Raw genomic sequence first — 26,075 nt, forward strand, 5'->3', positions numbered from 1 at the left:
TGCGGCTGGCGGTCACGATGTCTCCAGCTCGCGGTCGATCAGGTCGAAGATGTTCTCGGCGGTGGCCGACTCCAGGTCGTCGTCGCCAGCCACGTCGGCCTGCCGGTCGGCCAGCCGGTCCAGCAGGCTGTGCAGCCGGTCGGTGATCCGGCGGAACTCGTCGTCGGTCGGGTCGAGTCCGTCCAGCGCCGCCTCCAGCCGGTCGAGTTCCCGTCCGACACCCGCCGACCGGTCCGCCGCCGTGTCCGCGAAGGAGAACTGCGTCGCCAGGTACGCGGCGAGCGCCGTCGGCGTCGGGTTGTCGAAGACCAGCGTCGCCGGCAGCCGCAGCCCGGTGGCCGCCCCGATCCGGTTGCGCAACTCGACAGCGGTGAGCGAGTCGAAGCCGAGTTCCCGGAACGCCCTGCCCGGGTCCATGCCGGCCGGGTCGCCGCGGCCGAGGACCACGGCGACGTGCGACAGCACCAGATCGCGCAGGGCACGTTCCCGCTTGTCCCCGGGGAGGGTGCGCAGGGTGTCGACGAACGCCTGGCCGCCGGCGGCCTCGGCGGCGACGGCCCGCCGGCTGGCCGGACGGACCAGGGCCGACAGCAGCGGGTGTACGGGCGCACCGGACGCCACCATCGCCGTGTTGATCTTCGCGGGCATCAGCACCGCCCGCTCCGACCGCCAGGACGCGTCGAAGAGGGCGAGGGCCTCCTCGTTGCTGAGAGCCACCAGCCCGCTGCGCTCCAGCCGCCGCCGGTCGACGGTGTCGAGATGCCCGGTGATGCCGCTGGCCTGCGCCCACAGGCCCCAGATGAGGGAGACCGCCGGCAGGCCGAGGGCCCGCCGGTGTTCGGCGAGAGCGTCGAGGAACGCGTTGCCGGCGGCGTAGTTGCCCTGACCCGGCCCGCCGAACACGCCGGCGGCGGCGGAGTAGAGCACGAACGCGGTCAGCTCCTGGTCGAGCGTGGCCCGGTGCAGGTTCCAGGCCGCGTCGACCTTCGGCCGCAGCACCGCGGCGAGGCGGTCCGGGGTGAGCGACTCGACGGTGCCGTCGTCGGTGACACCGGCGGTGTGCACGACCGCGCGCAACGGGTGCCGGGCGTCCACCATGGACAGCAGGTGGGTGACGGCGTCCGGGTCGGCCAGGTCGGCGGCGACGATCGACACGTCCGCGCCGAGCGCCTTGAGATCGGCCAGCAACTCGTCCGCGCCCGCGGCGTCCGGGCCGCGCCGGCTGACCAGCAGCAGGTGCCGGACGCCGTGCGCGGTGACCAGGTGTCGGCAGAGCAGCCCGCCCAGGGCCCCGGTGGCGCCGGAGACCAGCACCGTGCCGTCGAGCCGCGGCACCTGCGGGATGCTCAGGGTCAGCTTGCCGACGTGTCGGGCCTGGCTGAGGAAGCGGAACGCCTCGGGGGCACGCCGGACGTCCCAGGTGCGCCGGGGCAGTGGCCGCAGCGCGCCGCTGGCGAACAACGCCATCAGCTCGTCCAGCATCCGGGCGATGGTGTCCGGGCCGGCCACCATCAGGTCGAAGACCTGGTAGCTCACACCGGGGTGTTCGGCCGCGATCCGCTGCGGGTCCCGCTTGTCCGTCTTGCCCATCTCGACGAACCGGCCGCCCCGGGGCAGCAGCCGCAGCGACGCGTCCACGAACACGCCACTGAGCGCGTTGAGCACCACGTCCACGCCGCGCCCGCCGGTGCGCTCGCGGAACTCGTCGACGAAGTCGAGGGTGCGGGAGGACGCGATGTGCGCGTCGTCGAAGCCGGTGGCGCGCAGCGCCGGCCACTTGCCGGGACTGGCGGTGCCGTAGACCTCCGCGCCGAGGTGACGGGCGATCTGCACGGCGGCCATGCCGACGCCACCGGCGGCCGAGTGCACCAGCACCGACTCCCCGGACGTCAACCGGCCCCGCTCGACCAGCCCGTACCAGGCGGTCAGGAAGACCACCGGCACGGCCGCCGCCTCGGCGTACGACCAGCCGTCGGGGATGCGGGTGAGCATGCGGTGGTCGGTGACCGCGACGGAGGAGAACGAGCCGGAGATGATGCCCATGACGCGGTCGCCGGGAGCGAGGCCGGTGACGCCCGGCCCGACCTGGAGCACCACGCCGGCACCCTCGCTGCCCAGCACCTCCTGGTCCGGGACCATGCCGAGGGCCAGCACCACGTCCCGGAAGTTGAGCCCCGAGGCGCGCATCCCGACGACGACGTGTCCCTCCGGCACCTCGTCCGCCCCGACCGGAACGGGCAGCAGGGCCAGGTTCTCCAGGGTGCCCTTCTCGGTGACGTCGAGCTGCCACGGCGCCTCGTCGCCGGGCAGCGACAACGCCCCGGCGTCCCGCGCCCGGGCGAGCCGGGGCACCAGGACGGCGCCGTCGCGGACCGCGAGCTGCGACTCGCCGGAGGCGACCGCGACGGCGACCGCGGCGAGGGAGGGGATGGCGTCGTCGGTGTCGAGCAGCGTGAAGCGGCCGGGGTGTTCCGACTGCGCCGATCGGACCAGTCCCCACAGGGCCGCGCGGGCGAGGTCACGGGGGGCCTCGCCGGGTGCGGCGGCGACCGCACCCCGGGTGTGCAGGACCAGGCGGGTCTGCTCCAGCCGGGGCTCGGTGAGCCACCGCTGCACCAGCGCCAGGGTGTCCCGCGCCGCGTCGTGCGCGTCCACGTCGGCCCTGACCGGGTCCGGGTCCGAGCCGGCCCGCAGGTCGACCACGACGTCCGGTACGTCGCCGTCGTCGTCGAGCACGGCGACCAGTGCCGCCAGGTCGACGTGGCCCGTCACCGGGTGCCCGGCGGCGGCCAGCGCGTCGGCCAGACCGAGGGAGTCGTCGCCGAGCAACGCCCAGCGCGTGGTGCTCCCGGCGGCCGTGTCGATCGCCGGCAGCGGCGTCCAGTCCAGGTGGAACAGCGAGCTGCGGCGCAGCGCGGCGGTCTCGTCGGTCCGGGCGGCGGTGACCGGGCGGAAGGTCAGCGACTCCACGGTGGCGACCGGCTGCCCGGTCGGATCGGCCAGGGTGACGGCGACCGTGTCCGGGCCGAGCGAGCGGAGCCGCACCCGCAGCCGGGTAGCGCCGTGGGCATGCAGGCTGACCGCGCGGAAGGCGAACGGCAACCAGCCGGTGCCGGCGGCGTCCGTCGGGTTTCCGAGCAGTCCGCTGGGGCCGGTGGCCTGGAGAGCCGCGTCGAACAAGGCCGGATGCAGGCCGAACTGGGACGCCTCGGCGGCCACCGCGTCGGGCAGTGCCACCTCCGCGTAGACCTCGTCGTCGCGGCGCCACACCCGGCGCAGGCCGACGAAGGCGGGACCGTAGCTGATCCCGCTCTCGGCCGTGTGGGCGTACCAGGTGTCCAGGTCGACGTCGACCTCGACGGCGCCGGCCGGCGGCCACTCACCCGGCACTGCCACGGGAGCGGGGAGTCCCGGCAGCAGCAGACCCTCCGCGTGCCGGATCCACTCCCCGTCCCCGCCCTCCTCGGGGCGCGAGTGCACGGTGACGCCCCGTTCGCCGGCGGCTCCGGGCGCGCCGAGGCGCACCTGCACCTGGACGGCGCCGGTGGCCGGCAGCACGAGCGGGCTGATCAGGGCCAGGTCGCCCACCTGGCCGGCATCGACCTCGTCGCCCGCGCGGATCACCATGTCCATCAGGCCGGTGCCGGGTACGACCACCGCCTTACCGACGACGTGGTCGGCCAGCCACGGGTGGGTGTGCACTGACAGCCGCCCGGTGAGCACCACCGTCTGGTCGTCGGCGACCGGTACGGCCGCGGCGAGCATCGGGTGCCCGGCGTCCTGGAGACCGGCCGAGCTGACGTCCCGTACCCGGTGGGCGGGGGCCTTGAGCCAGTACCGTTCCCGGTCGAAGGCGTAGGTGGGTAGGTCGAGGGTGGGTGTCGGGGTGAGGACCTTCGTCCAGTCGACCGGCAGACCGATCGCATGCGCGGTAGCCAGACTGGTCAGCAACCGCGTCGGATCGTCCTCACCACGACGCAACGTACCCAACACATGCCCGGTCACCCCCGCGTCGTCGAGGATCGCGGTCACCGGCATCGTCAACACCGGATGCGCCGACACCTCCACGAACGTCGTGTAACCCGCCCCCACCGCCGTCCGCACCGCCGCATCGAACCGCACCTGACCCCGCAGATTCTCATACCAATAACCACCATCCATCGCGGTGGGATCAGCCCACCGCCCGGTAAGGGTGGACACCATCGGCGTGTGCCCCACCTGCGGAACCACACCGACCAGATCGGTCAGCATCTGCTCCCGGACCTGCTCCACCGCCGGGGAATGCGACGCATAGTCGAATCGGATCGGCCGCGCCCGCACCCCCTCGGCCCGGAACGTCTCCACCAACTCCGCGACCTGCCCCGGCGGACCCGACACCACCACCGACGCCGGCCCGTTCACCACCCCCACCACCACCCCAGGATGATCAGCCAACCGGGCCGTGACCTCGTCGGCGGGCAGATCCACCGCCGCCATCGCCCCCGTCCCCGCCAACATGGCAAGAGCACGAGCCCGCAACGCCACCACCCGCGCCGCATCCTCCAACGACAACACACCCGCCACACACGCCGCCGCGATCTCACCCTGCGAATGACCCACCACCACCCCCGGCACCACACCCGCCCCCCGCCACACCTCCGCCAACGACACCCCCACCGCAAACAACACCGGCTGCAACACCTCCACCCGCTCCAACCACGACTCATCCCCACCCGTCAACACCGACACCAGATCCACATCCACAAACGGCGCCAACGCCCGCTGACACTCCGCCAACCGCGCATCAAACACCCCACAACGACCCACCAAACCCGCCGCCAACCCCACCGACTGACCACCCTGACCCGGAAAAACAAACACCACCCCGGACCCGTGCTCCATCACCGAACCCGACACCACACCCACCGACTCCGACCCCACCGCGTCAAGACCAGACAACAACTCCTCGATGTCGGCACCGACCACAGTGGCCCGACACTCGAACACCGACCGCGTCGTGGCCAACGACCAACCCACCGCCGCCGGATCCAACCCCCCGTGCCCACGCACATGCCGCGCCAACCGCTCCGCCTGACCGCGCAGCGCAGTGACCGACCGCGCCGACACCGGCCACACCACCACGTCGGAGTCCACCAGACCCGGCCCCGGGTGCCCGTCGTCGGCCGTGGACAGCGCGCCGGCGACCGGCGGAAGCTCGACGGCCTGCTCGATGATCATGTGCGCGTTGGTGCCGGAGACGCCGAACGACGACACCGCCGCCCGACGCGGACGGTCCACCACCGGCCACGGCACCGCCCCCGTCACCAACTCCACAGCACCCGCCGACCAGTCGATGTGCGGCGACGGCTCGTCCACGTGCAACGTCGCCGGCACCAGGCCCTCCCGCATCGCGAGGACCATCTTGATCACGCCCGCCACACCGGCCGCGGCCTGGGTATGCCCGATGTTCGACTTGACCGACCCCAACAGCAGCGGGACCTCCCGGTCCTGCCCGTACGTGGCGAGCAGCGCCTGCGCCTCGATCGGATCACCGAGCGTCGTACCCGTACCGTGCGCCTCCACCACATCCACATCCGCCGCCGACAACCCCGCCGAGGCCAGGGCCTGCCGAATCACCCGCTGCTGCGAAGGACCATTCGGCGCCGTCAACCCATTCGACGCACCATCCTGATTCACCGCCGAACCACGCACCACCGCCAGCACCGTATGGCCGTTACGCCGCGCATCGGAGAGCCGTTCGAGGAGCACCATGCCGACGCCCTCACCCCAGCCGGTGCCGTCCGCCGCCGCCGCGAACGCCTTGACCCGCCCGTCCGGTGCCATTCCGCGCTGCCGGGAGAACTCCACGAACAGGCCGGGCGTCGCCATCACCGTCGAACCACCCGTCAGGGCGAGGTCACACTCGCCCTGACGCAACGCCTGCACGGCCAGGTGCATCGCGACGAGGGACGACGAACACGCCGTGTCCACCGACACCGCAGGTCCCTCCAACCCCAACGCGTACGCCACCCGACCCGACACCACGCTCGCCGCGTTCCCGGTGCCGCCGAACCCCTCCACCTGGTCGCCGGCCACCATCAACAGGGACCTATAGTCCTGACCGTTCGTGCCCACGAACACCCCTGTTCGTGAACCCCGCAAGGATCCCGGCACCACCCCTGCCCGCTCCAGCGCCTCCCACGACGCCTCCAGCACCAACCGCTGCTGGGGGTCCATCGCCAACGCCTCGCGCGGACTGATCCCGAAGAAGCCGGGGTCGAACTCCGCCACGTCGTAGACGAAGGCACCCCTGTCCGTGTAGGTGGTGCCGGGCTTCTCCGGGTCGGGGTCGATCAGGCGGTCGAGGTCCCAGCCACGATCGGTGGGGAACTCGTCGACGGTGTCCACGCCGTCGGCGACGAGCCGCCACAGCCCCTCCGGGCTGGTGACGCCGCCCGGGAAGCGGCAGGCCATCGCCACGATGGCCACCGGCTCGTCGTCGTGCACGGCGGAGCGGGTGGCGGTCTCGGCTGCTGCTGCGGTGTCGCCGACCAGCCCGGCGAGCAGGAAGCGGGCCAGCGCCAGCGCGTTGGGGTGGTCGAAGACCAGGGTGATGGGCAGCGGCCGCCCGATCGCGGCCACGAGACGGTTGCGCAGCTCGACCGCGGTCAGCGAGTCGAAACCGAGGTCCCGGAACGCGGTGGTGGCCGGGATCGCGGCGGCGTCGTCGTGACCGAGCACGTCGGCGGCGAGTTCCCGGACCAGGTCGGCGAGGGTCTCCGCCCGCCGGGCCGGGGTCAGCTCGGCCAGCCGGCGGCGCAGCGTCGCGGCGGTGCCGTCGTCGGCGTCGTCGAGCGGCACCCCGCCGTCGAGGGCCGCCTTCGCCTCCGGTACGCCCTCCAGCAGCGGCCGACGCCGGGCGGAGGCGAACGCGGGGGCGAACCGGGACCAGTCGACGTCGACGACGGTGAGGGTGACGTCGTCGTGTTCGAGGGCCTGCTGGAGGGCGCTCATCGCGACGGCCGGGTCCATCGGCGGCACGCCCCGCTGGCGCAGCTTCCGGTCGGAGTCGGCGGTGTGCATGCCGCCCTCCCCCCAGGAACCCCAGGCGACGGCGGTGCCGGCCCGCCCGTCGGCGCGCCGCTGCTGCACGAGCGCGTCGAGGTACGCGTTGCCGGCGGCGTACCCGGCCTGGCCCGCGCTGCCCCAGGTGGCGGCGATGGACGAGTAGACGACGAACGCGTCGAGTTCCTGGCCGGCGAGGAGGTCGTGCAGGTGCGCGGCGCCGGCGGTCTTGCCGGCCGTCACCTCTACCAGCTCGGCGGGGGTGACCGCCATGAGCGGGGTGGTCTGGGCGACACCGGCCGTGTGCACGACGGCGCGTACCGGTGGGCCGTCGGCCTGGACCCGGTCGAGCAGGGCGGCGACGGCGGCCCGGTCGGCGATGTCGCAGGCGGCGACGGTGACCCGGGTGCCGAGGTCGCGCAGCTCGGCGGCCAGTTCGGCGGCGCCGGGGGCGTCGGGGCCGCGTCGGCTGACCAGCACGACGTGCTCGGTGCCGGCCGAGGCGAGCCAGCGGGCGGCGCGGGCACCGAGTCCGCCGGTGCCACCGGTGATCAGCGCGGTTCCGGCGGGCGTGAAGCGCCGTGCCGGGGGGCGGTCGCCGAGTCCCGCGCGGACCAGGCGGCGGACGAAGACACCGGGGGCGCGTACCGCGAGCTGGTCCTCTCCGTGCGGGCCGCCGAGGATCGCGGCGAGCCGGCCGGCGGTACGACCGTCGAGGCGGGACGGCAGGTCGACCAGGCCGCCGAAGCGATGGGGGGCCTCGACGCTGACCACCCGGCCGAAGCCCCAGATCGCGCCCTGCCCGGGGTCGGTGAGCCGGTCGTAGGGGGCGACGGTGACGGCCCCCCGGGTCATCAGCCACAGCGGCGCGGCGAGTTCGGCGTCACCGAGCGCCTGCACCAGGGCGAGAGTGGTGGCCAGGCCGGGCAGGACGATGTCCTCGCCGGTCTGTGGTTCCCAGGCCAGCAGGGAGACCACCCCGGCGATCTCGGCACCGGCCAGGGACGCGGCGAGCCCGGCCCGGTCGGCGTCGGGTGCGACGGTCAGCGGCAGCAGTTCGGCGCCGGCGTCGGTCAGCGCAGCCCGGACGCCCTGTACGGCCGGGTCGTCGTCGAGCCCGGCGGGCAGTGCCAGGAGCCAGGTGCCGTGGAGGCGGGCGGCGGCCGGTTCCGGGGTCACCTGCCAGTCGGTCCGGTACCGCCAGCCGTCGAGGACGGAGTGTTCCTGCCGCTGCCGGCGCCAGTCGGCGAGGACGGGCAGCAGGGTGCGCAGCGACGCGACGGCCTCGGCGTCGTCGACGGCGAGGGTGCCGCGCAGGGCGTCCAGGTCGGCGCGTTCGACGGCGTCCCAGAACCGGTGGTCGAGCAGGCCGGCACCGGTGGTCGGGGCGGCGGGTTCCTCCGCCGGCACCCAGTAGTGCTCCCGTTGGAAGGGGTAGGTGGGCAGGTCGACCCGACGCCCCGACCAACCACCGAACGCCGGCCGCCAGTCGACCGACACACCCCTGACGAAAACCTCCGCCACAGCACTGTGGAACCGACCCAGACCACCCTCACCACGACGCAGACTACCCGTGACCGTCACCGCCGCCGGATCAGCAGCGACCAACTCCACCGACTCCTGCACCGCCATCGTCAACACCGGATGCGCGCTGACCTCAACGAACGCGGAACAGCCGGCGGCGACCAGACCCCGCACCGCCTCATCGAAACGCACCGTCTGTCGCAGATTCCGATACCAGTAATCCGCGTCGAGAGCGGCTGTGTCCAGCCACTCCCCCACCACCGTCGACCAGAACCGCACCTGCCCACTACGCGGAGACAACCCCGCCAACAACTCCAGGAGTTGCTCCCGCAACGGCTCGACATGCGCCGAATGCGAGGCATAGTCCACCGGCACCCGTCGAACACGGATCTCGCGGGACTCGTAGTGGGCCACCAGTTCGTCGAGAGCGGCCACGTCACCCGACACCACCACGGAGGTGGGCCCGTTGACCGCAGCGAGGGCGATCCGACCGTCCCAGCGCGTGATCGTCCCGACCATCTCGTCAGCGGTCGTCGCGACGGACACCATCGCGCCTGCTTCGGCCACCTCGGCGATGACCCGACTCCGCAGCGCCACCACCGCCGCCGCGTCGTCCAGACTCAACGCCCCGGCGACACACGCGGCAGCGATCTCACCCTGCGAATGACCCACCACCATCGACGGACGAACCCCGTACGACTCCCAGAGCGCCGCCAACGACACACCCACCGCGAACAACGCCGGCTGGACCACGTCGACCCGGTCCAGCGACGGTGCGTCCGGTACGCCGCGCACCACGTCGAGCAGCGACCAGTCCACATACGGACCCAACGCCTCCGCACAGGCCGCCAACCTCTCCGCGAACACCGGAGCCGTGTCCAGCAGTTCGGCCGCCATGCCCACCCACTGCGAACCCTGACCAGGAAAGACGAAAGCCACCTCACCGGGGTTGCCGGCGACACCCGTGACGACCTCCGACCCGGGCCGACCATCGGCCAGCGCCGTCAACCCGGCAGCCAGTTCCTCGCGCTCGGCGGCGAAGACCACCGCCCGGTGTCCGAGGGGCGACCGGGAGACCACCGAGGTCCAGCCCACGTCGGCCGGGTCCAGGTCGGACCCCTCGGCGACGTACCGCGACCAGAGCCCGGCCTGACGGCGCAGCGCGGTGCGGGTGCGGCCGGTGAGCAGCACGGGCGCGGGAGCGGGGAGGTCGGGCCGCTCGGCGGCGGCGGGGGCGTCCTCGGGCTGTTCGAGGATGACGTGGGTGTTGGTGCCGCTCATCCCGAACGAGGAGACCGCGGCCCGACGGGGCCGGTCGACGGCCGGCCACGGCGTCGGTTCGGTGACCAGGGCGACCTGGCCGGCCGACCAGTCGACGTGCGGGGTGGGTTCGTCGACGTGCAGGGTGGCGGGGACCACCCCGTGCCGCATGGCCTGGACCATCTTGATGATCCCGGCGATGCCCGCAGCGGCCTGGGTGTGCCCGATGTTCGACTTGATCGACCCGAGCAGGAGCGGGGCACCGGCACCCCGCTCCTGCCCGTACGTGGCGAGCAGCGCCTGCGCCTCGATCGGGTCACCGAGGGTGGTGCCCGTGCCGTGCGCCTCGACGACGTCGACCAGGTCGGGAGTGAGCTTCGCGCCGGCCAGCGCCTGCCGGATGACCCGCTGCTGGGCGGGGCCGTTCGGGGCGGTCAGCCCGTTGCTCGCACCGTCCTGGTTCACCGCGGAGCTGCGGATGATCCCGAGCACCGGGTGACCGTTGCGGCGGGCGTCGGAGAGCCGTTCGAGCAGCAGCACGCCGACGCCCTCGCCCCAGCCGGTGCCGTCGGCAGAGGCGGCGAACGACTTGCACCGCCCGTCGGTGGCCAGGCCGCGCTGCCGGGAGAACTCGACGAACGGGCCGGGGGTGGCCAGCACGGTGGCCCCGCCGGCCAGCGCCAGGCCGCACTCGCGCTGACGCAGGGCCTGGCAGGCGAGGTGGACGGCGACGGACGACGACGAGCAGGCGGTGTCCACGGTGACCGCGGGTCCTTCGAGCCCGAAGGTGTAGGCGATCCGGCCGGAGACGACGCTGGCGGCGGTGCCGGTGAGGACGTACCCCTCGACGCCGGGAGCGCGGTGCATGACGGCGGCGTAGTCCTGGCCGGAGGTGCCCATGAAGACGCCGGTACGGCTGCCGCGCAGCGACAGCGGCGCGATGCCGGCCCGCTCGAACGTCTCCCAGGTGACCTCCAGCAGCAGCCGCTGTTGCGGGTCCATGGCGACGGCCTCGCGGGGCGAGATGCCGAACAGGGCCGCGTCGAACTGCCCGGCGTCGCCGAGGAACCCGCCGGAGGAGGTGTACGAGGTGCCGGGGTTGTCGGGGTCGGGGTGGTGCAGCCGGTCGAGGTCCCAGCCCCGGTCGGCGGGGAAGCCGCCGATGGCGTCCCCTCCGGCCGAGACGAACCGCCACAGCTCTTCCGGCGAGTCGATGCCGCCGGGGTAGCGGCAGCTCATGCCGACGATCGCCACCGGCTCGCACTCCTCGGCGCTGACCTCGCGCAGCCGCTGGCGGGTCTGGTGCAGCTCGGCGACGACACGCGTCAGGTACTCGCGGAGCCGCTCCTCGTCCGACGTGGTCGGCCTCGGCCCCTCGTTCTCCACCGGCACGTTCGCCATGGCTGGTCTCACTTCCTCGTTCTGCAGCGGTACGTGACGCGTGCCTCAGGAGAGCCCGAGGTCCCTGTCCAAAAGGTCGAACAGCTCCTGGTTGCTGGCCGTCCGCAGCCGGTCGGCCACCCCGGCGGCCCCGTCGGGACGCTCGCCGCCGCCCCGCTCGGCGGCGCCAAGACGCTCCAACAGCCGGTGCAGCCGCATGGTGATCCGCACCCGGCCGATGTCGTCGGCCTCGCGCCCGGCGAGCGCCTCCTCCAGCCGGTCGAGCTCGTCGACGGTGGGCAGGGCCTCCACCGACGCCTCGCTGACCAGCTCGGCACGCAGGTGCGCGGCGAGGGCCTGCGGGGTCGGGTAGTCGAACACCACGGAACTGGGCGGGTTGAGACCGGTGGCCTGCGCCAGGCGGCCGCGCAGTTCCACGGCGGTCAGCGAGTCGAAGCCGAGGTCCCGGAACGGCCGGTCGGCCTCCAGTGCGTACGGGGTGTCGTGGCCGATCACCTCGGCGGCGGCGGTGCGGATCAGGTCGACCAGCAACCGGTTCTGCTCGGCGGCGGTGAGGTCGGCGAGCCGCTTGCGCAGTCCGCTGAGGACCTCCTCCCCGCCGTCGGTGGCCGGGCCGGAGCCGGCGCGCAGGGCCGCCACCTCGGGCAGGTCGCTGATCAGCGGCCGGGGCCGGGCGGAGGCGAAGACCGGAGCGAAGCGCGCCCAGTCGACGTCGGCGACGGTGAGCACCGTGCCGTCGCCCTCGACGGCGGCCCGCAGAGCGGCCATCGCCGGCTCCCGGTCGAGCAGGGAGACCCCGCGCCGGCTCATCGCCACGGCGTGGTCGTCGCTGACCATGCCGCCACCGGCCCACGGCCCCCAGTTGACCGAGACCACCCGGGCCCGACCGGCGGGCCGGGACTGCGCCCAGGCGTCGAGGAAGGCGTTGCCGGCGGCGTACGCCCCGTGGTCGCCGACGCCCCACGCCGCGGCGATGGAGGAGAAGTAGACGACCAGGTCGAGGTCGTCCGGGCCGAGCAGTTCGTCGAGGTGGCGGGCCCCCGCGGTCTTGCCGGAGACCACGTCGGCCAGTTCGTCGGCGCTGACCACGGCGACCGGGTTGAGGCGTCCGACGCCAGCGGCGTGCACCACGGCGCGCACGGTCTCGCCGTCCCGACGCAGCCCGTCGACCAGGGCCGCGACGGCGTCCCGGTCGGCCAGGTCGCAGGCGACCGCCGTGGCGTGCGCGCCGATCTCGGCCAGCTCGGCAATCGTGTCGGCGACGCCGGGGGCGTCCGCGCCGCGCCGGCTGACCAGGATCAGCCGCCGGGTGCCGTGCCGGGCGAGCCAGGTGGCGGCGTACCGGCCGATCGCTCCGGTGCCGCCGGTGATGAGCACGGTGTCCGGCGGCTGCCAGACCGGGGCGTCGGGCAGTTCGCCGCGGGCCGCCCGGGCCAGCCTCCGCAGGTGCGTGCCGAGTGGACGGACGGCGAGCTGGTCCTCGGCGTCGGTGTTGGTCAGCGCCCGCAGCAGGTGCTCCCCGGCGGCGGCGTCCAGCTCCGCCGGCAGGTCGAGCAGGCCGCCCCAGTGGGCGGGGTGTTCCAGTGCGGTGACCAGACCGAGGCCCCAGGTGGTGGCCTGGGCGGGGCGGGCGATCGGGTCGCCCGGGCCGGTGGTCACGGCCTGCCGGGTGAGCAGCCACAGCGGCCCGACCGGCACGGCGTCGGTGACGGCCTGGACGAGGGCGAGGTTGCCGGTGAGCCCGGCCGGCACGTGCGGGTGGTCGGGGTGGGGGCGTTCGTCCAGGGCGAGCAGCGAGACGATCCGGCAGGGCGCGCCGGCGGGCAGCAGCCCGGCCAGCTCGGCCCGGGTGATCGACGCGGCGTCGACCGCGACGGTACGGACCTCACCGCCGTACCCTTCGACCAGCTCGCCGAGCTGGTCGGCGGTCTCCGTCGCCGTGCCGGCCGGGACGACCAGCAGCCAGTCCCCGGTGGCCACGCCGGCGGTGAGCCGCCGCTGCGGCCAGGTGATCCGGTAGCGCCAGCCGTCGACCAGCGCGTCGCCCTGCCGTCGGCGGTGCCACTCGGCGAGGGTCGGCAGCTGGGCGCGCAACGGCTGGTCGGGGTCGACGCCGAACCGGGCCGCCAGCCCGTCCCCGTCGCCCTCGGTCACGGCCCGCCAGAACGCCTCGTCGGCGGTACCGGTCACCGTGGCGGCCTGCCCGGAGGCGCCGACCACGTCGCCGACGCCGACGGGCCAGAACCGCTGGTGCCGGAACGCGTACGTGGGCAGCTCGACCGGGTCGGCGACGGGCAGCAGCGCCGCCCAGTCGACGCGTACGCCGTGGCAGTGCAGCCTGGCCACCGCGCCGAGCAGCGTCGCCACCTCGCCCCGGCCGCGACGCTGCGTCCCGGTGACGAGCGGTCCGCCCCCGGGCAGCGCGTCGGCGGCCAGGGCGGTCAGCACGGTGTCCGGGCCGACCTCCAGCAGGGTGCCGGCCCCGAGGTCGCGCAGGTGGGTGACGGTGTCGGCGAACCGGACCGCCTCCCGCACGTGCCGCACCCAGTAGTCAGGCGTGCAGACCAGCCCGGGGTCGGCGACCCGGCCGGTCAGGTTGGACACCAGCGGCACGGTCGGCGGGGCGTAGTCGAGCGTGGCGGCGACGGCGGCGAACTCGGCCAGCATCGGCTCCATCAGCGAGCTGTGGAACGCGTGGCTGACGTTGAGCCGCTTGGTGCGCACGCCGTGAGCGGCGAAGTGCCCGGCCAGGTCGGTGAGCGCGTCGCCGGGGCCGGAGACCACCACGGCGGCCGGTCCGTTGACGGCGGCGACGGCCACCCGGCCGGCGTACCGGGCGAGGGTGTCGGTGACCTCGGCCTCGCCGGCGGCGACGGCGAGCATCCCGCCACCGGCCGGGAGGGCCTGCATGAGCCGCCCCCGGTTGCCGACCAGGGCGCAGGCGTCGGGCAGCGTGAGCACGCCGGCCACGTGCGCGGCGGTGATCTCGCCCACGGAGTGCCCGGCGACCAGGTCGGGGCGGAGGCCCCAGCCCGCCAGGAGCCGGTGCAGCGCCACCTCGACGGCGAACAGCCCGGCCTGGGTGAAGACCGTCTGGTCGAGCAGAACCGCCTCGGCGCTGCCCTCGTCGGCGAAGAGGACGGTCTTCAGCGGCCGGGGCAGGTGCACGTCGAGGTGTTGGCAGACCTCGTCGAGCGCCTCGGCGAAGGCGGGGAACGCCCGGTAGAGCTCGCGGCCCATCCCGGCGTGCTGCGCGCCCTGCCCGGAGAAGAGCACGGCGACGGTGCCGCCGGACCCGGCGACGTCCCGGGTGACGTCCGGGTGGGTCTGGCCGGCGGCGAGCGCCCGCAGTCCGGCCAGGTACGCGTCCCGGTCGGCGGCGAGCAGCACCGCGCGGTGCCGCAGGTGGGACCGGCCGGTGGCCAGGGCCCGCGCGACGGCGACGGGGTCGGCGGCGGGCACCGCCGACGCCCAGTCGGCGAGCCGGGCCGCCTGGGCGCGGAGGCAGTCCTCGTCGTTGCCGGAGACCGCCCAGGGCAGCAGCGGCAGTGCGGGCAGCCGCCCGGCGCCGGGCGTGTCGGCCTCGACGGGCGGGGCCTGTTCCAGGATGACGTGGGCGTTGGTGCCGCTCACCCCGAAGGCGGAGACCGCCGCCCGGCGCGGCCGGTCCACCTCCGGCCACGGGGTGGCCTCGGTGAGCAGCGTGACCGCGCCCTCCGACCAGTCCACCTGCGGGGTGGGCTCGTCGACGTGCAGGGTCGGCGGGAGCAGGTCGTGCCGGAGCGCCATCACCATCTTGATCACACCGGAGACGCCCGCGGCGGCCTGGGTGTGGCCGAGGTTCGACTTGACCGACCCGAGCAGCAGCGGCCGGTCGGCCGGTCGGTCCTGCCCGTACGTGGCGAGCAGGGCCTGCGCCTCGATCGGGTCGCCGAGGCGGGTGCCGGTGCCGTGGCCGTCGACGGCGTCCACATCGGCCGGGGTGAGCCGGGCGTTGGCCAGGGCCTGCCGGATGACCCGCTGCTGGGCGGGGCCGTTCGGGGCGGTCAGCCCGTTGGATGCGCCGTCCTGGTTGGTGGCGGAGCCGCGCACCACGGCGAGGATCCGCCGGCCGTCGCGGCGGGCGTCGGAGAGGCGCTGGAGGAGCAGCAGCCCGGCCCCCTCGCCCCAGCCGGTGCCGTCGGCCGCCCCGGCGAACGACTTGCACCGGCCGTCGGCGGCGAGGCCGCGCTGCCTGGCGAACTCCAGGAACGGGCCGGGAGTCGCCATCACCGTCACGCCGCCGGCGACCGCCATGTCGCACTCGCCGGCCCGCAGCGCCTGCACGGCCAGGTGCAGGGCGACCAGCGACGACGAGCAGGCGGTGTCCACGCTGACCGCCGGCCCCTGGAGGCCGAAGGTGTAGGAGAGCCGGCCGGAGAGCACCGCAGCGACGTTGCCGGTGGCCTGGAAGCCCTCGGTCTCGGTCCGTGCGGCCATGAGGAGGGTGGCGTAGTCCTGCCCGTTGGTGCCGACGAAGACACCGGTGCTGCTGTCCCGCATGTCGGCGGGGGCGATACCGGCCCGCTCGAACAGCTCCCAGCCGGTCTCCAGCAGCAGCCGTTGCTGCGGATCCATCACCAGCGCCTCGCGCGGGGAGATGCCGAACAGTCCAGCGTCGAAGCCCCCCGCGTCGGCGAGGAAGCCGCCCTCCCGCACGTACGAGGTGCCCGGGGTGTCCGGGTCGGGGTCGTAGAGGGCGTCGAGGTCCCAGCCCCGGTCGGCGGGGAACGCCGCGATCGCGTCGCGCCCCTCGGTGACCAGCCGCCACAGCTGCTCCGGGCTGGCCACCCCGCCCGGGTAGCGGCAGCTCATCGCGACGATGGCGATGGGCTCGTCGAGGGCGGCGACGGCAGACGTGGGGGCGTCGACCCGCTCGGTGACGCCGAGGATGCGGTCGGTCAGCCATCCGGCGAGCAGGGCCGGGGTGGGTCGGTCGAAGACCAGCGTGGCGGGCAGCTTCAGCCCGGTCGCCTCGCCGAGCCGGTTGCGCATCTCCACGGCACTGAGCGAGTCGAAGCCGATCTCGCGGAACGGCCGGTCGGCGCCGATCGTCTCGGCGGAGGCGTGCCCGAGCACTGCCGCGGCGTGCATCCGGACCAGTTCCAGCAGGGTACGGCGACGCTCCGGCTCGGCCAGTCCGGTGAGCCGGGCCCGCAGCGGGGAGGCTTCGGTGGGCTCGTCGTCGTCCCGGGCGCGGGCGGCGACGAGCCGGGCGACCTCGGGGACGTCCTCGATCAGCGGTCGGGGGCGGGTCAGCGCGTAGGTCTGGTAGAACCGGTCCCAGGCGATGTCGGCGACGGCGAGGGCCACCTCGTCGTGCGCGAGCGCCTGGGCGAGGACGGCCACGGCCAGGTCGGATCGCATCGGCCGGACGCCGGAGCGGAACATCTGGTCGGCGCCCTCGGACGCCATCATCCCGCCGCCGTCCCAGGCGCCCCAGGCCACGGCGGTGGCGGGGAGGCCGCGCCGGCGGCGGTCCTCGGCGAGGGCGTCGAGGAAGGCGTTGCCGGCGGCGTAGCCGCCCTGGAAGCCACCGCCCCAGACGCCCGCGCCGGAGGAGAAGAGGACGAAGGCGGCCACGTCACCGCCGAACGCCGCGTCGAGGTTGACCGCGCCGGCCACCTTGGCGTGCAGGGCGGCGGCGAGTTCGGCCAGGTCGGTGCCGGCGAGCGGGCCGGCATGGGCGACGCCGGCGGCGTGGAAGACCGCGTCGATCCGGACGTCCTGCCCGGCGAGCCGGTCGACGAGGGCGTGCAGCGAGTCGGGGTCGGTCACGTCGCAGGCCGCCACCGTCACGGTCACGCCGAGGGCGGTCAGCTCCGCCTCCAGCTCGGCCGCGCCGGGTGCCGCCGGGCCCTGCCGGCTGGTCAGCACCAGGTGGGACGCGCCCTCGCGGGCCAGCCACCGGGCCACGTGCGCGCCGATCGCGCCGAGGCCGCCGGTGACCAGGACGGTGCCGGCGGGACGCCACCCGGCGGCGTCCGGCGGGGTCGCCTGTTCGCCCGCGCGGACGAGCCGGCGGGCGAACAGGCCGGAGGTGCGTACCGCGATCTGGTCCTCGTACCCCAGGCCGGCGAGGGCGACGGCGAGCCGGCCCCGGGTGCGCCGGTCCAGGACGGCGGGCAGGTCGACGAGGCCACCCCAGCGGTCGGGGTGTTCCAGGGCGGCGACCCGACCGAGGCCCCAGACCAGGGCCTGCCGAGGGTGGTCGAGCGGGTCGGCGCGGCCCGTGGTGACGGCACCCCGGGTGGCGCACCACAGCGGCGCGGCGATCCCGGCGTCACCGAGGGCCTGCACGAGGGCGAGGGTGCCGGCGAGCCCGGCGGACACGACCGGGCGCTCCGGGTGGTCCTCCTCGTCCAGGGCGAGCAGGGAGAACACGCCGGAGACGGCGAGGGCGTCGAGGCCGGCGAGCTGCTCGGCGAGCGCACCGCGGTCCGGGTCGGCGACAGTCACCGGCACGACGTCGGCGCCGGCCTCGCCGAGGGCCTGGATGGTCTGACCGACCATCACGTGGCCCGCGTACGCGGCCGGCGCGACGAGCAGCCAGGTCCCGCCCAGTCGGGCGGACGACGCGGTGGGCAGCGGCTGCCAGCGCACCCGGTACCGCCAGGCGTCCACGGTGGACTCGTCACGGCGGCGCTGCCGCCACTCGGACAGCACCGGCAGCGCCTCGCCGAGCGCCCGCGCCCCGGTCCCGTCGATGCGCATCGCGGCGGCCAGCGCGTCGGCGTCGGACCGCTCGACGGCGTCCCAGAACTGGCGGTCGACAGGATCCTCGACGGTGGTGGCCGGACCGGTCCGCACCGGCGCCTCGGGCCAGTAGCGCTGCCGGTGGAAGGCGTAGGTGGGCAGCGGCACGGCGGGGCCGGTGGCGACGCCGCAGACGGCGGTCCAGTCCGCGTCGACGCCGTGGACGTGCAGCTCGGCCAGGGCGGAGAGCATGCGGGGCCAACCGCCCGCGCCGCGCCGCAGGGTGTTCACCACCGCAGCCTCGTGCTCACCGGAGTCGATGGTCTCCTGCATGCCGAAGCTGAGCACTGGGTGCGGGCCGACCTCCAGGAAGACCTGGTGTCCGTCGGCGAGCAGGCTGCGCACGGCCTGCTCGAAGTTCACCGTCTCGCGCAGGTTGCGGTACCAGTAGCCGGCGTCGAGGGTGGTGGTGTCGGTCTGCCGGCCGGTGAGCGCTGAGTAGAAGGTCAGCTCGGCGGGGCGGGCCGTGATCCCGTCGAGGCTGGCCAGGAGCCGGTCCCGGACGGCCTCGACGTGCGGGGAGTGGGAGGCGTAGTCGACGTCGATGGGACGGGTGCGCACGTCGTCGGCCGCGCAGACGGCGGCCAGCTCGGCGAGGGGTTCCGGGTCGCCGGCGACCACGACGGACTTGGGGCCGTTGACGACGGCCACGCAGAGTCGGCCGTCCCACCGGGTCAGCAGCTCGCGGACCCGGTCGGCGGGCAGGGAGACGGACAGCATCCCGCCCCGACCGGCGATGTCGGCGAGCACCTGGCTGCGCAGGGCGACGATCCTGGCGGCGTCCTCGAGGGAGAGGGCGCCGGCCACGCAGGCGGCGGCGATCTCCCCCTGGGAGTGCCCGACCACTGCGGCCGGCCGTACGCCGAGCGAGCGCCACAGCCGGGCCAGGGAGATCATCACCGCCCACAGGGTGGGCTGCACGACACCGGAGGCGACCAGCGGCGGGGCACCGTCGGTGCCGCGCAGCACGTCGGTCAGCGACCAGTCGACCCAGGGCGCGAGGACGGCCTCGCACTCGGCGATGGACGCGGCGAACACCGGCGAGGTCTCCAGCAGCTCGGCGGCCATGCCGGGCCACTGCGAGCCGTGCCCGGAGAAGACGAAGACGGGGTTGGTGTTGCGCAGGGCCGAGCCGGTCACCACGGTGGGGACGGTCCCGCCGTCGGCGAGCGCGGTCAGGCCCTGGCTCAGCTCGGCCTGGTCCTGGCCGAGCACGACGGCCCGGTGCGGAAACGCCGCCCGGGTGGTCGCGAGGGCGTACGCCACCTCGGCCGGTTCGATCTCGGGGTGCGCGGCGAGGTGCAACCGCAGGCGGACGGCCTGCTCCCGCAGCGCGGCCCGGTCGGTGGCGGACAGCACGAGCGGGACGAGCCCGGCGGCGGCGATGCCCGGCTGGAACTCGGCGACGACCGTGGGCCCGGCGGCCTGCTCCAGCACGACGTGGGCGTTGGTGCCGGAGATACCGAACGACGACACCGCCGCCCGACGCGGCCGACCGGTCTGCGGCCACGGCGTCGCCTCCGTCGCCAGAGCCACCGCTCCGGCGGTCCAGTCCACGTGCGGGGACGGCTCGTTTACGTGCAGCGTCGGCGGCACCAGGCCGTGCCGCATCGCCAGGACCATCTTGATCACACCCGCCACACCGGCCGCGGCCTGCGTGTGACCGATGTTCGACTTGATCGAGCCCAGCAGCAGGGGCACCTCGCGGTCCTGCCCGTACGTGGCCAACAGCGCCTGCGCCTCGATCGGGTCACCCAGCGTGGTGCCGGTGCCGTGCGCCTCCACCGCATCCACGTCCGCCGTCGACAGCCGGGCGTTGGCGAGAGCCTGCCGGATCACCCGCTGCTGCGACGGACCATTCGGCGCGGTGAGACCGTTCGACGCACCATCCTGATTCACCGCCGAACCCCGCACCACCGCAAGGATCCGATGCCCCCGCCGCTGCGCATCCGACAACCGCTCCACGAGGAGAACACCCACACCCTCACCCCAGCCCGTGCCATCCGCCGACGCGGCGAACGACTTGCACCGACCGTCCTGGGACAGACCCCGCTGCCGGGAGAACTCGATGAACGTCCCCGGCGTGGCCATCACCGTCACACCGCCCGCGAGGGCGAGATCGCATTCGCCGCTACGCAGCGCCTGCACGGCGAGGTGCAGGGCGACAAGCGACGAGGAGCATGCCGTGTCCACGGTGACCGCCGGACCCTCCAACCCGAACGTGTACGCCACCCGACCCGACAGGACACTGCCCGACGTGCCGGTACCGACATAGCCCTCCACCTCGGCGGGCAGATCCAACAACCGCGAGGCGTAATCGTGGTACATCACCCCGGCGAACACACCCGTACGACTACCCCGCAACCCCTGCGGATCCAACCCCGCCGACTCGAACGACTCCCACGACGCCTCCAACAACAACCGCTGCTGCGGATCCATCGCCAACGCCTCACGCGGCGAGATCCCGAAGAACCCCGGATCGAACTCCGCCGCCCCGTACAGAAACCCACCATGCCGCGTATACGACGTACCACTGTTGTTCGGATCCGGATCGAACAACGACCCCAGATCCCAACCCCGATCAACCGGAAACTCCCCCACCCCGTCCCCACCCGAGACCAACAACTCCCACAACTGATCCGGACTCTCCACCCCACCCGGATACCGACACGCCATCCCCACGATCGCGATCGGCTCGTCGAGGCGGGTGCTGGTCACCGCCTCGGTCGCGGGGGCCGTGGCACCGCCCCGGCCGCCAGCCAACTCGGCGTACACCTGGGCGGCCAGGATCTGCGGGGTCGGGTAGTCGAAGACCAGCGTGGAGGGGAGCCGCAGGCCGGTGGCGGCGTTGACCCGGTTGCGCAGGTCCACCGCCGTCAACGAATCGAAACCCAACTCCCGGAACGCCCGATCCGCCGGCACCGCCTCCGCCCCACCGTGCCCGAGCACCTGGGCGACGAGACCTCGGACGAGGGTGTCGACCTGGTCGCGGGCCTCGTCCGGGGCCAGGCCGGCCAGCCGGTCGGCCCAGTTGCCCTTGCCGGCCTGCCGGCGGACGCTGACCGCGCCGAGCAGCGCCCGCAGCAGCGACGGCACCCGCCCGGCGACGACCTGGGACCGCATCGCCGGCACGTCGATGACGGCGGGCACGAGCGCGGCCCGGTCCGCCGCCACGGCGGCGTCGAGCAGCTCCAGACCGGTCTCGGCGCTCATCGGTGTCAGGCCGGCCCGGGTCGACCGGGCCCGGTCCGCCTCGGACACCGACGCGGCCATGCCGTCCGTGTCCCACATGCCCCACGCCAGACTGACCGCCGGCAGTCCCGCCTGACGGCGGTGCGCGGCGAGGGCGTCGAGGAACGTGTTCGCGGCGGCGTAGGCGGCCTGACCCGGGGAGCCGAGAACGCCCGCCACGGACGAGAACAGCACGAACAGGTCCAGGCCCAGACCCGCCGTGGCCTCGTGCAGCCACCAGCCGGCGGTGGCCTTCGGGGCCAGCACGCCGGCCAGCCGCTCCGGGCTGATCGCCGAGACCACCCCGTCGTCCAGCACACCAGCCGTGTGCACCACACCGGCCAGCCGGCCGGGGACACCCGCGACCAGTGTGGCCACCCGGTCCCGGTCGGTGACGTCGGCGGCGACCACCTCGACCCGGGCGCCGAGGCCGGTCAGCCGCTCGGCGAGCGCGTCCGCGCCGGGCGCGGCCGGTCCCTGCCGGGACACCAGCAGCAGCGATCGCACACCGTGCGCGGTGACCAGGTGCTCCGCGACGAGGGCGCCCAGCGCCCCGGTGCCGCCGGTGACCAGCACCGTGCCGTCGCCGACGGCGGGCAGGTCCCCGGCCGGGGGGAGCGCAGCGCGGACGAGGCGGGGGGTCAGCACCGTGTCGGCGCGCAGCGCCACCTGACCGCCGGTGGCCGGCAGGTCGTCGGCGACGCCGGCCAGCACGGCGAGGGTGGCGGCGTCCGGGTCCCGGTCGAGATCGGCCAGGACGATGCGCTCCGGGTGCTCGGACTGGGCCGACCGGAGCAGGCCCCACACGGCCGCGCCGGCCAGGTCGGCGAGCTGGTCGGCGTCCCGGGCCACCACCGCGCCCCGGGTCAGCACCACCAGCCGGGAGTCGGCGAGGGCGTCGGCGGCCAGCCACGCCTGCACCACCGCGAGCACCTCCGAGGCGACTGCCCGGACGGACTCCGGCACGTCCTCGTCGGACGCGGCGGACACCGGCAGCACCAGGATGCGCGGCAGCGACCCGGGGTCGCCCGCGGCCAGCACGGCCGCCACGTCGGGGTACGCGGGCAGGCCGGCGGGGTGGGCCCCGTCCGGGCCGGCGAGGAGCGCCCAGCCGGACAGGTCGTCGACGGGCGTGACCTCCTCGGCCTGCCAGGCGACCTCGAACATCGACCGGGCCGCGGCGTCCGGGGCGACCGGGGCGGTCATCTCCCGCAGGACCAGGGTGTCCACCGACACGACCGGAGCACCCGCGCCGTCGGCGGCGACCAGCCGCACCGTGGAGCCGTCGCGACTCAGCCGTACGCGCAGCGCCGACGCGCCGGACGCGTGGACCTGGACGCCCTCGAACGTGAACGGCACCCGGGGGCCACCGCCCTCGCCGGCCAGCAGCAGCCCCACCGGGTGCAGGGCGGCGTCCAACAGGGCGGGGTGCACCGCGAAACCGCCGGCGGCCTCCGCGACGCCCTCCGGCAGGGCGACCTCGGCGTACACCTCGCCGTCTCCGGTCCACAGCCGGCGCAGGCCCTGGAACGCCGGCCCGTAGGTCAGGCCGCGTCCGGCCAGCGCGTCGTACCAGTCGTCGAGCGCGACCTCGGTCACGGCGGCCGGCGGCCACGCCCCGAGGCCGGGCTCGTCGGCGGCGGCTGGTTCCAGCACGCCCTCGGCGTGCCGCACCCAGTCGGCGTCCGGGTCGTCCTCGGCCTGGGCGTGCACGGTCACCGCGCGGGCGCCGGCGTCGTCGGCGGGACCGACGCGCACCTGCACCCGGGTGCCGCCGGTGGTGGGCAGCACCACCGGCGCGGCGACGGTCAGCTCCCGCACCCGGGAGACGCCGATCTCGTCGCCGGCCCGGACCGCGAGTTCGACAAGCGCGGTACCGGGCAGCACCACCGCGCCGGAGACCGCGTGGTCGGCCAGCCACGGGTGGGTGGCCAGCGACAGCCGGCCGGTGAGCAGCACCATGTCCTCGCCGGCGACGGAGACCGCCGCGCCGAGCAGCGGGTGCCCGGCCGCACCCAGGCCGGCGCCGGAGACGTCGGCGAGCCGACCGACCGGCTCCAGCCAGTACCGCTCGTGCGCGAAGGCGTAGGTGGGCAGGGCGATCCGGCGGGCGCCGGTGCCGCCGAGCAGGGCGTCCCAGTCGACGGCGAGGCCGTGGACGTGCAGCTGGGCGAGTGCTTCCAGGACGGCGCGGGGCTCGGGCCGGTCCTTGCGGGACAGCGGCACCAGCACCGCCGCCGGGTCGGTGAGGCAGCTCTGCGCCATGGCGGTGAGCACCCCGTTGGGACCCAGTTCCACGTAGGTGCCGACGCCGGCCTCGGCCAGGTGGGCGACGGCGTCGGCGAAACGCACGGCCTCCCGGACGTGGCGCACCCAGTAACCGGGGCGGCACAGCTGCTCCGGCTCGGCGATCCGACCGGTCAGGTTCGACACGATCGGCACTGTGGGTGGCCGGAACGTCAGTCCCTCCGCGACCGCCGCGAACTCGGCGAGCATCGGGTCCATGAGGGCGCTGTGGAAGGCGTGGCTGACCCGGAGCCGGTGGGTGGGCGCGCCCCGGCCGGCCCAGAACGCCGCCACCTCGTCGACGGCCTCGGTATCGCCGGAGACGACCACGGCGGCGGGACCGTTGACGGCGGCGATGTCGACCCGGCCGGAGACGCCGGCCAGCGAATCGGCCACGGCCGCCTCGTCCGCGCCGACCGCGAGCATCGCCCCGCCGGCCGGCAGGGCCTGCATGAGCCGGCCCCGGGCGGCGACCAGCGCGGCGGCGTCGGCGAGGGTGAGCACCCCGGCGACGTGCGCGGCGGCCAGCTCGCCGATCGAGTGGCCGACCAGGAAGTCGGGGACGAGCCCGAAGGAACCGGCGAGCCGGAACAGGGCCACCTCGACGGCGAAGAGCCCGGCCTGGGTGAAGACCGTCTGGTTCAGCAGGGCGGCCTCGGCCGAGTCCTCCGCAGCGAACAGCACCTCGCGCAACGGCCGGGGCAGGTGGGGGTCGAGGTGCGCGCAGACCTCGTCCAACGCGGACGCGAAGGCGGGGAACGCGGCGGACAGCTCACGGCCCATGCCGGCGCGCTGTGCGCCCTGGCCAGAGAAGAGGAAGGCGATCCGGCCGCGACCGGTGGCGGTGCCGGTGACCAGTGTGGGGTCCGGCTCGCCGACGGCGAGGGCGCGCAGCCCGGCGAGCAGGTCGGCGCGGCCGGCGGCGAGGACCACGGCCCGCCGGTCCAGTCCGGCCCGGCTGAGCGCGGACACGGCGGCGTCGACCGGCCGGACGGAGTCGTCGGTGGCCAGGTGGTCGGCCCAGCGGCGGGCCTGCGCGGCGAGGGACTCGGAGCTGCGGGCGGAGAGCGGTACCGGCACCAGCGGCGGCGCGGCGGCCGGCACCGCCGGCTCAGGCTCCGCGACGGCGGGAGGCTGCTCGATGATGACGTGGGCGTTGGTGCCGCTGATACCGAACGACGACACGGCGGCCCGCCGCTCCCGGCCGGTCGCCGGCCAGGGGCGGGCCTCGGTGAGCAGTTCGACCGCGCCGGCCGACCAGTCGATGTGCGGGGACGGCTCGTCGACGTGCAGGGTGCGCGGCAGGACGCCGTGCCGCATCGCCAGCACCATCTTGATGATGCCGGCGGCCCCGGCGGCGGCCTGGGTGTGGCCGAGGTTGGACTTCACCGAGCCGAGCCAGAGCGGCCCCCCGTCGGCGCGGTCCTGCCCGTACGTGGCGAGCAACGCCTGGGCCTCGATCGGGTCACCCAGGGTGGTGCCGGTGCCGTGCGCCTCGACGACGTCCACGTCGGCCGGGGAGAGCCGGGCGTTGGCCAGCGCCTGCCGGATCACCCGCTCCTGGCTGGGGCCGTTCGGGGTGGTCAGGCCACTGCTCGCGCCGTCCTGGTTGACCGCGCTACCCCGGATCACCGCGTAGACGCGTCGACCGTCGCGTTGGGCGTCGGAGAGCCGCTGGAGCAACAGGACGCCGACGCCCTCGGCCCAGCCGGTGCCGTCGGCGGCGGCGGCGAACGACTTGCACCGGCCGTCGGCGGCGAGGCCGCGCTGCCGGGAGAACTCGGCGAAGACGCCGGGGGTGGACAGCACGGTGACCCCACCGGCCAGGGCGAAGTCGCAGTCGCGCTGGCGCAGCGCCTGCACGGCGAGGTGCACGGCGACCAGCGACGACGAGCAGGCCGTGTCGACGGTGACGGCCGGCCCTTCGAGGCCGTACGTGTACGCGACCCGACCCGACACGACGCTGCCGGAGTTGCCGGTGCCCAGGTAGCCCTCCACGCCCTCGGGCAGGTCAAGCATCCGGGAGGCGTAGTCGTGGTACATCACCCCGGCGAACACCCCGGTACGGCTGCCGCGCAGTCGCTGCGGGTCGAGGTCGGCGGACTCGAACGCCTCCCAGGCGCTCTCCAGCAGCAGCCGCTGCTGCGGGTCCATGGCGAGGGCCTCACGCGGCGAGATGCCGAAGAAGGCCGGGTCGAACTCGGTGGCCTCGTAGAGGAAGCCGCCCTTGTCCGTGTACGAGGTACCCGGGTTGTCCGGGTCGGCGGAGAAGAGGCGTTCCAGGTCCCAGCCCCGGTCGGTCGGGAAGTCCCCCACCCCGTCCCGGCCGTCGGCCACCAACTGCCACAGCTCGTCCGGGCTCTTGACGCCACCCGGGTAGCGGCAGGCCATGCCGACGATGGCCATCGGCTCGCGGTCCTTCGCCTCTACCTCGCGCACGCGCCGCCGCGCCTCGCGCAGGTCCGCCGTGGCGCGCCGGAGGTAGTCGAGGAACTCTTCCTCAGTGGGCATCGAGCCACTCCGTATCGTGGTCA

General features: G+C 74.7%; 2 protein-coding genes. Both read right to left on the reverse strand.

Translation table 11 applies throughout. The features are described 5' to 3' along the window. Nucleotides 1–12: 12 nt before the first annotated feature. Complete coding sequence (locus OHQ87_RS13105) at nt 13–11,220, reverse strand: type I polyketide synthase (protein WP_442930823.1); 11,208 nt, start codon at nt 11,218–11,220, stop codon at nt 13–15. A gap of 54 nt (nt 11,221–11,274) precedes the next feature. Then, on the reverse strand, nt 11,275–26,052 hold the full coding sequence (locus OHQ87_RS13110) for a type I polyketide synthase (protein ID WP_328348243.1): 14,778 nt from the start codon (nt 26,050–26,052) through the stop codon (nt 11,275–11,277). Nucleotides 26,053–26,075: the final 23 nt, after the last annotated feature.

Origin of the sequence: Micromonospora sp. NBC_00421 (genome assembly GCF_036017915.1) — a bacterium.
Taxonomy (GTDB): domain Bacteria; phylum Actinomycetota; class Actinomycetes; order Mycobacteriales; family Micromonosporaceae; genus Micromonospora.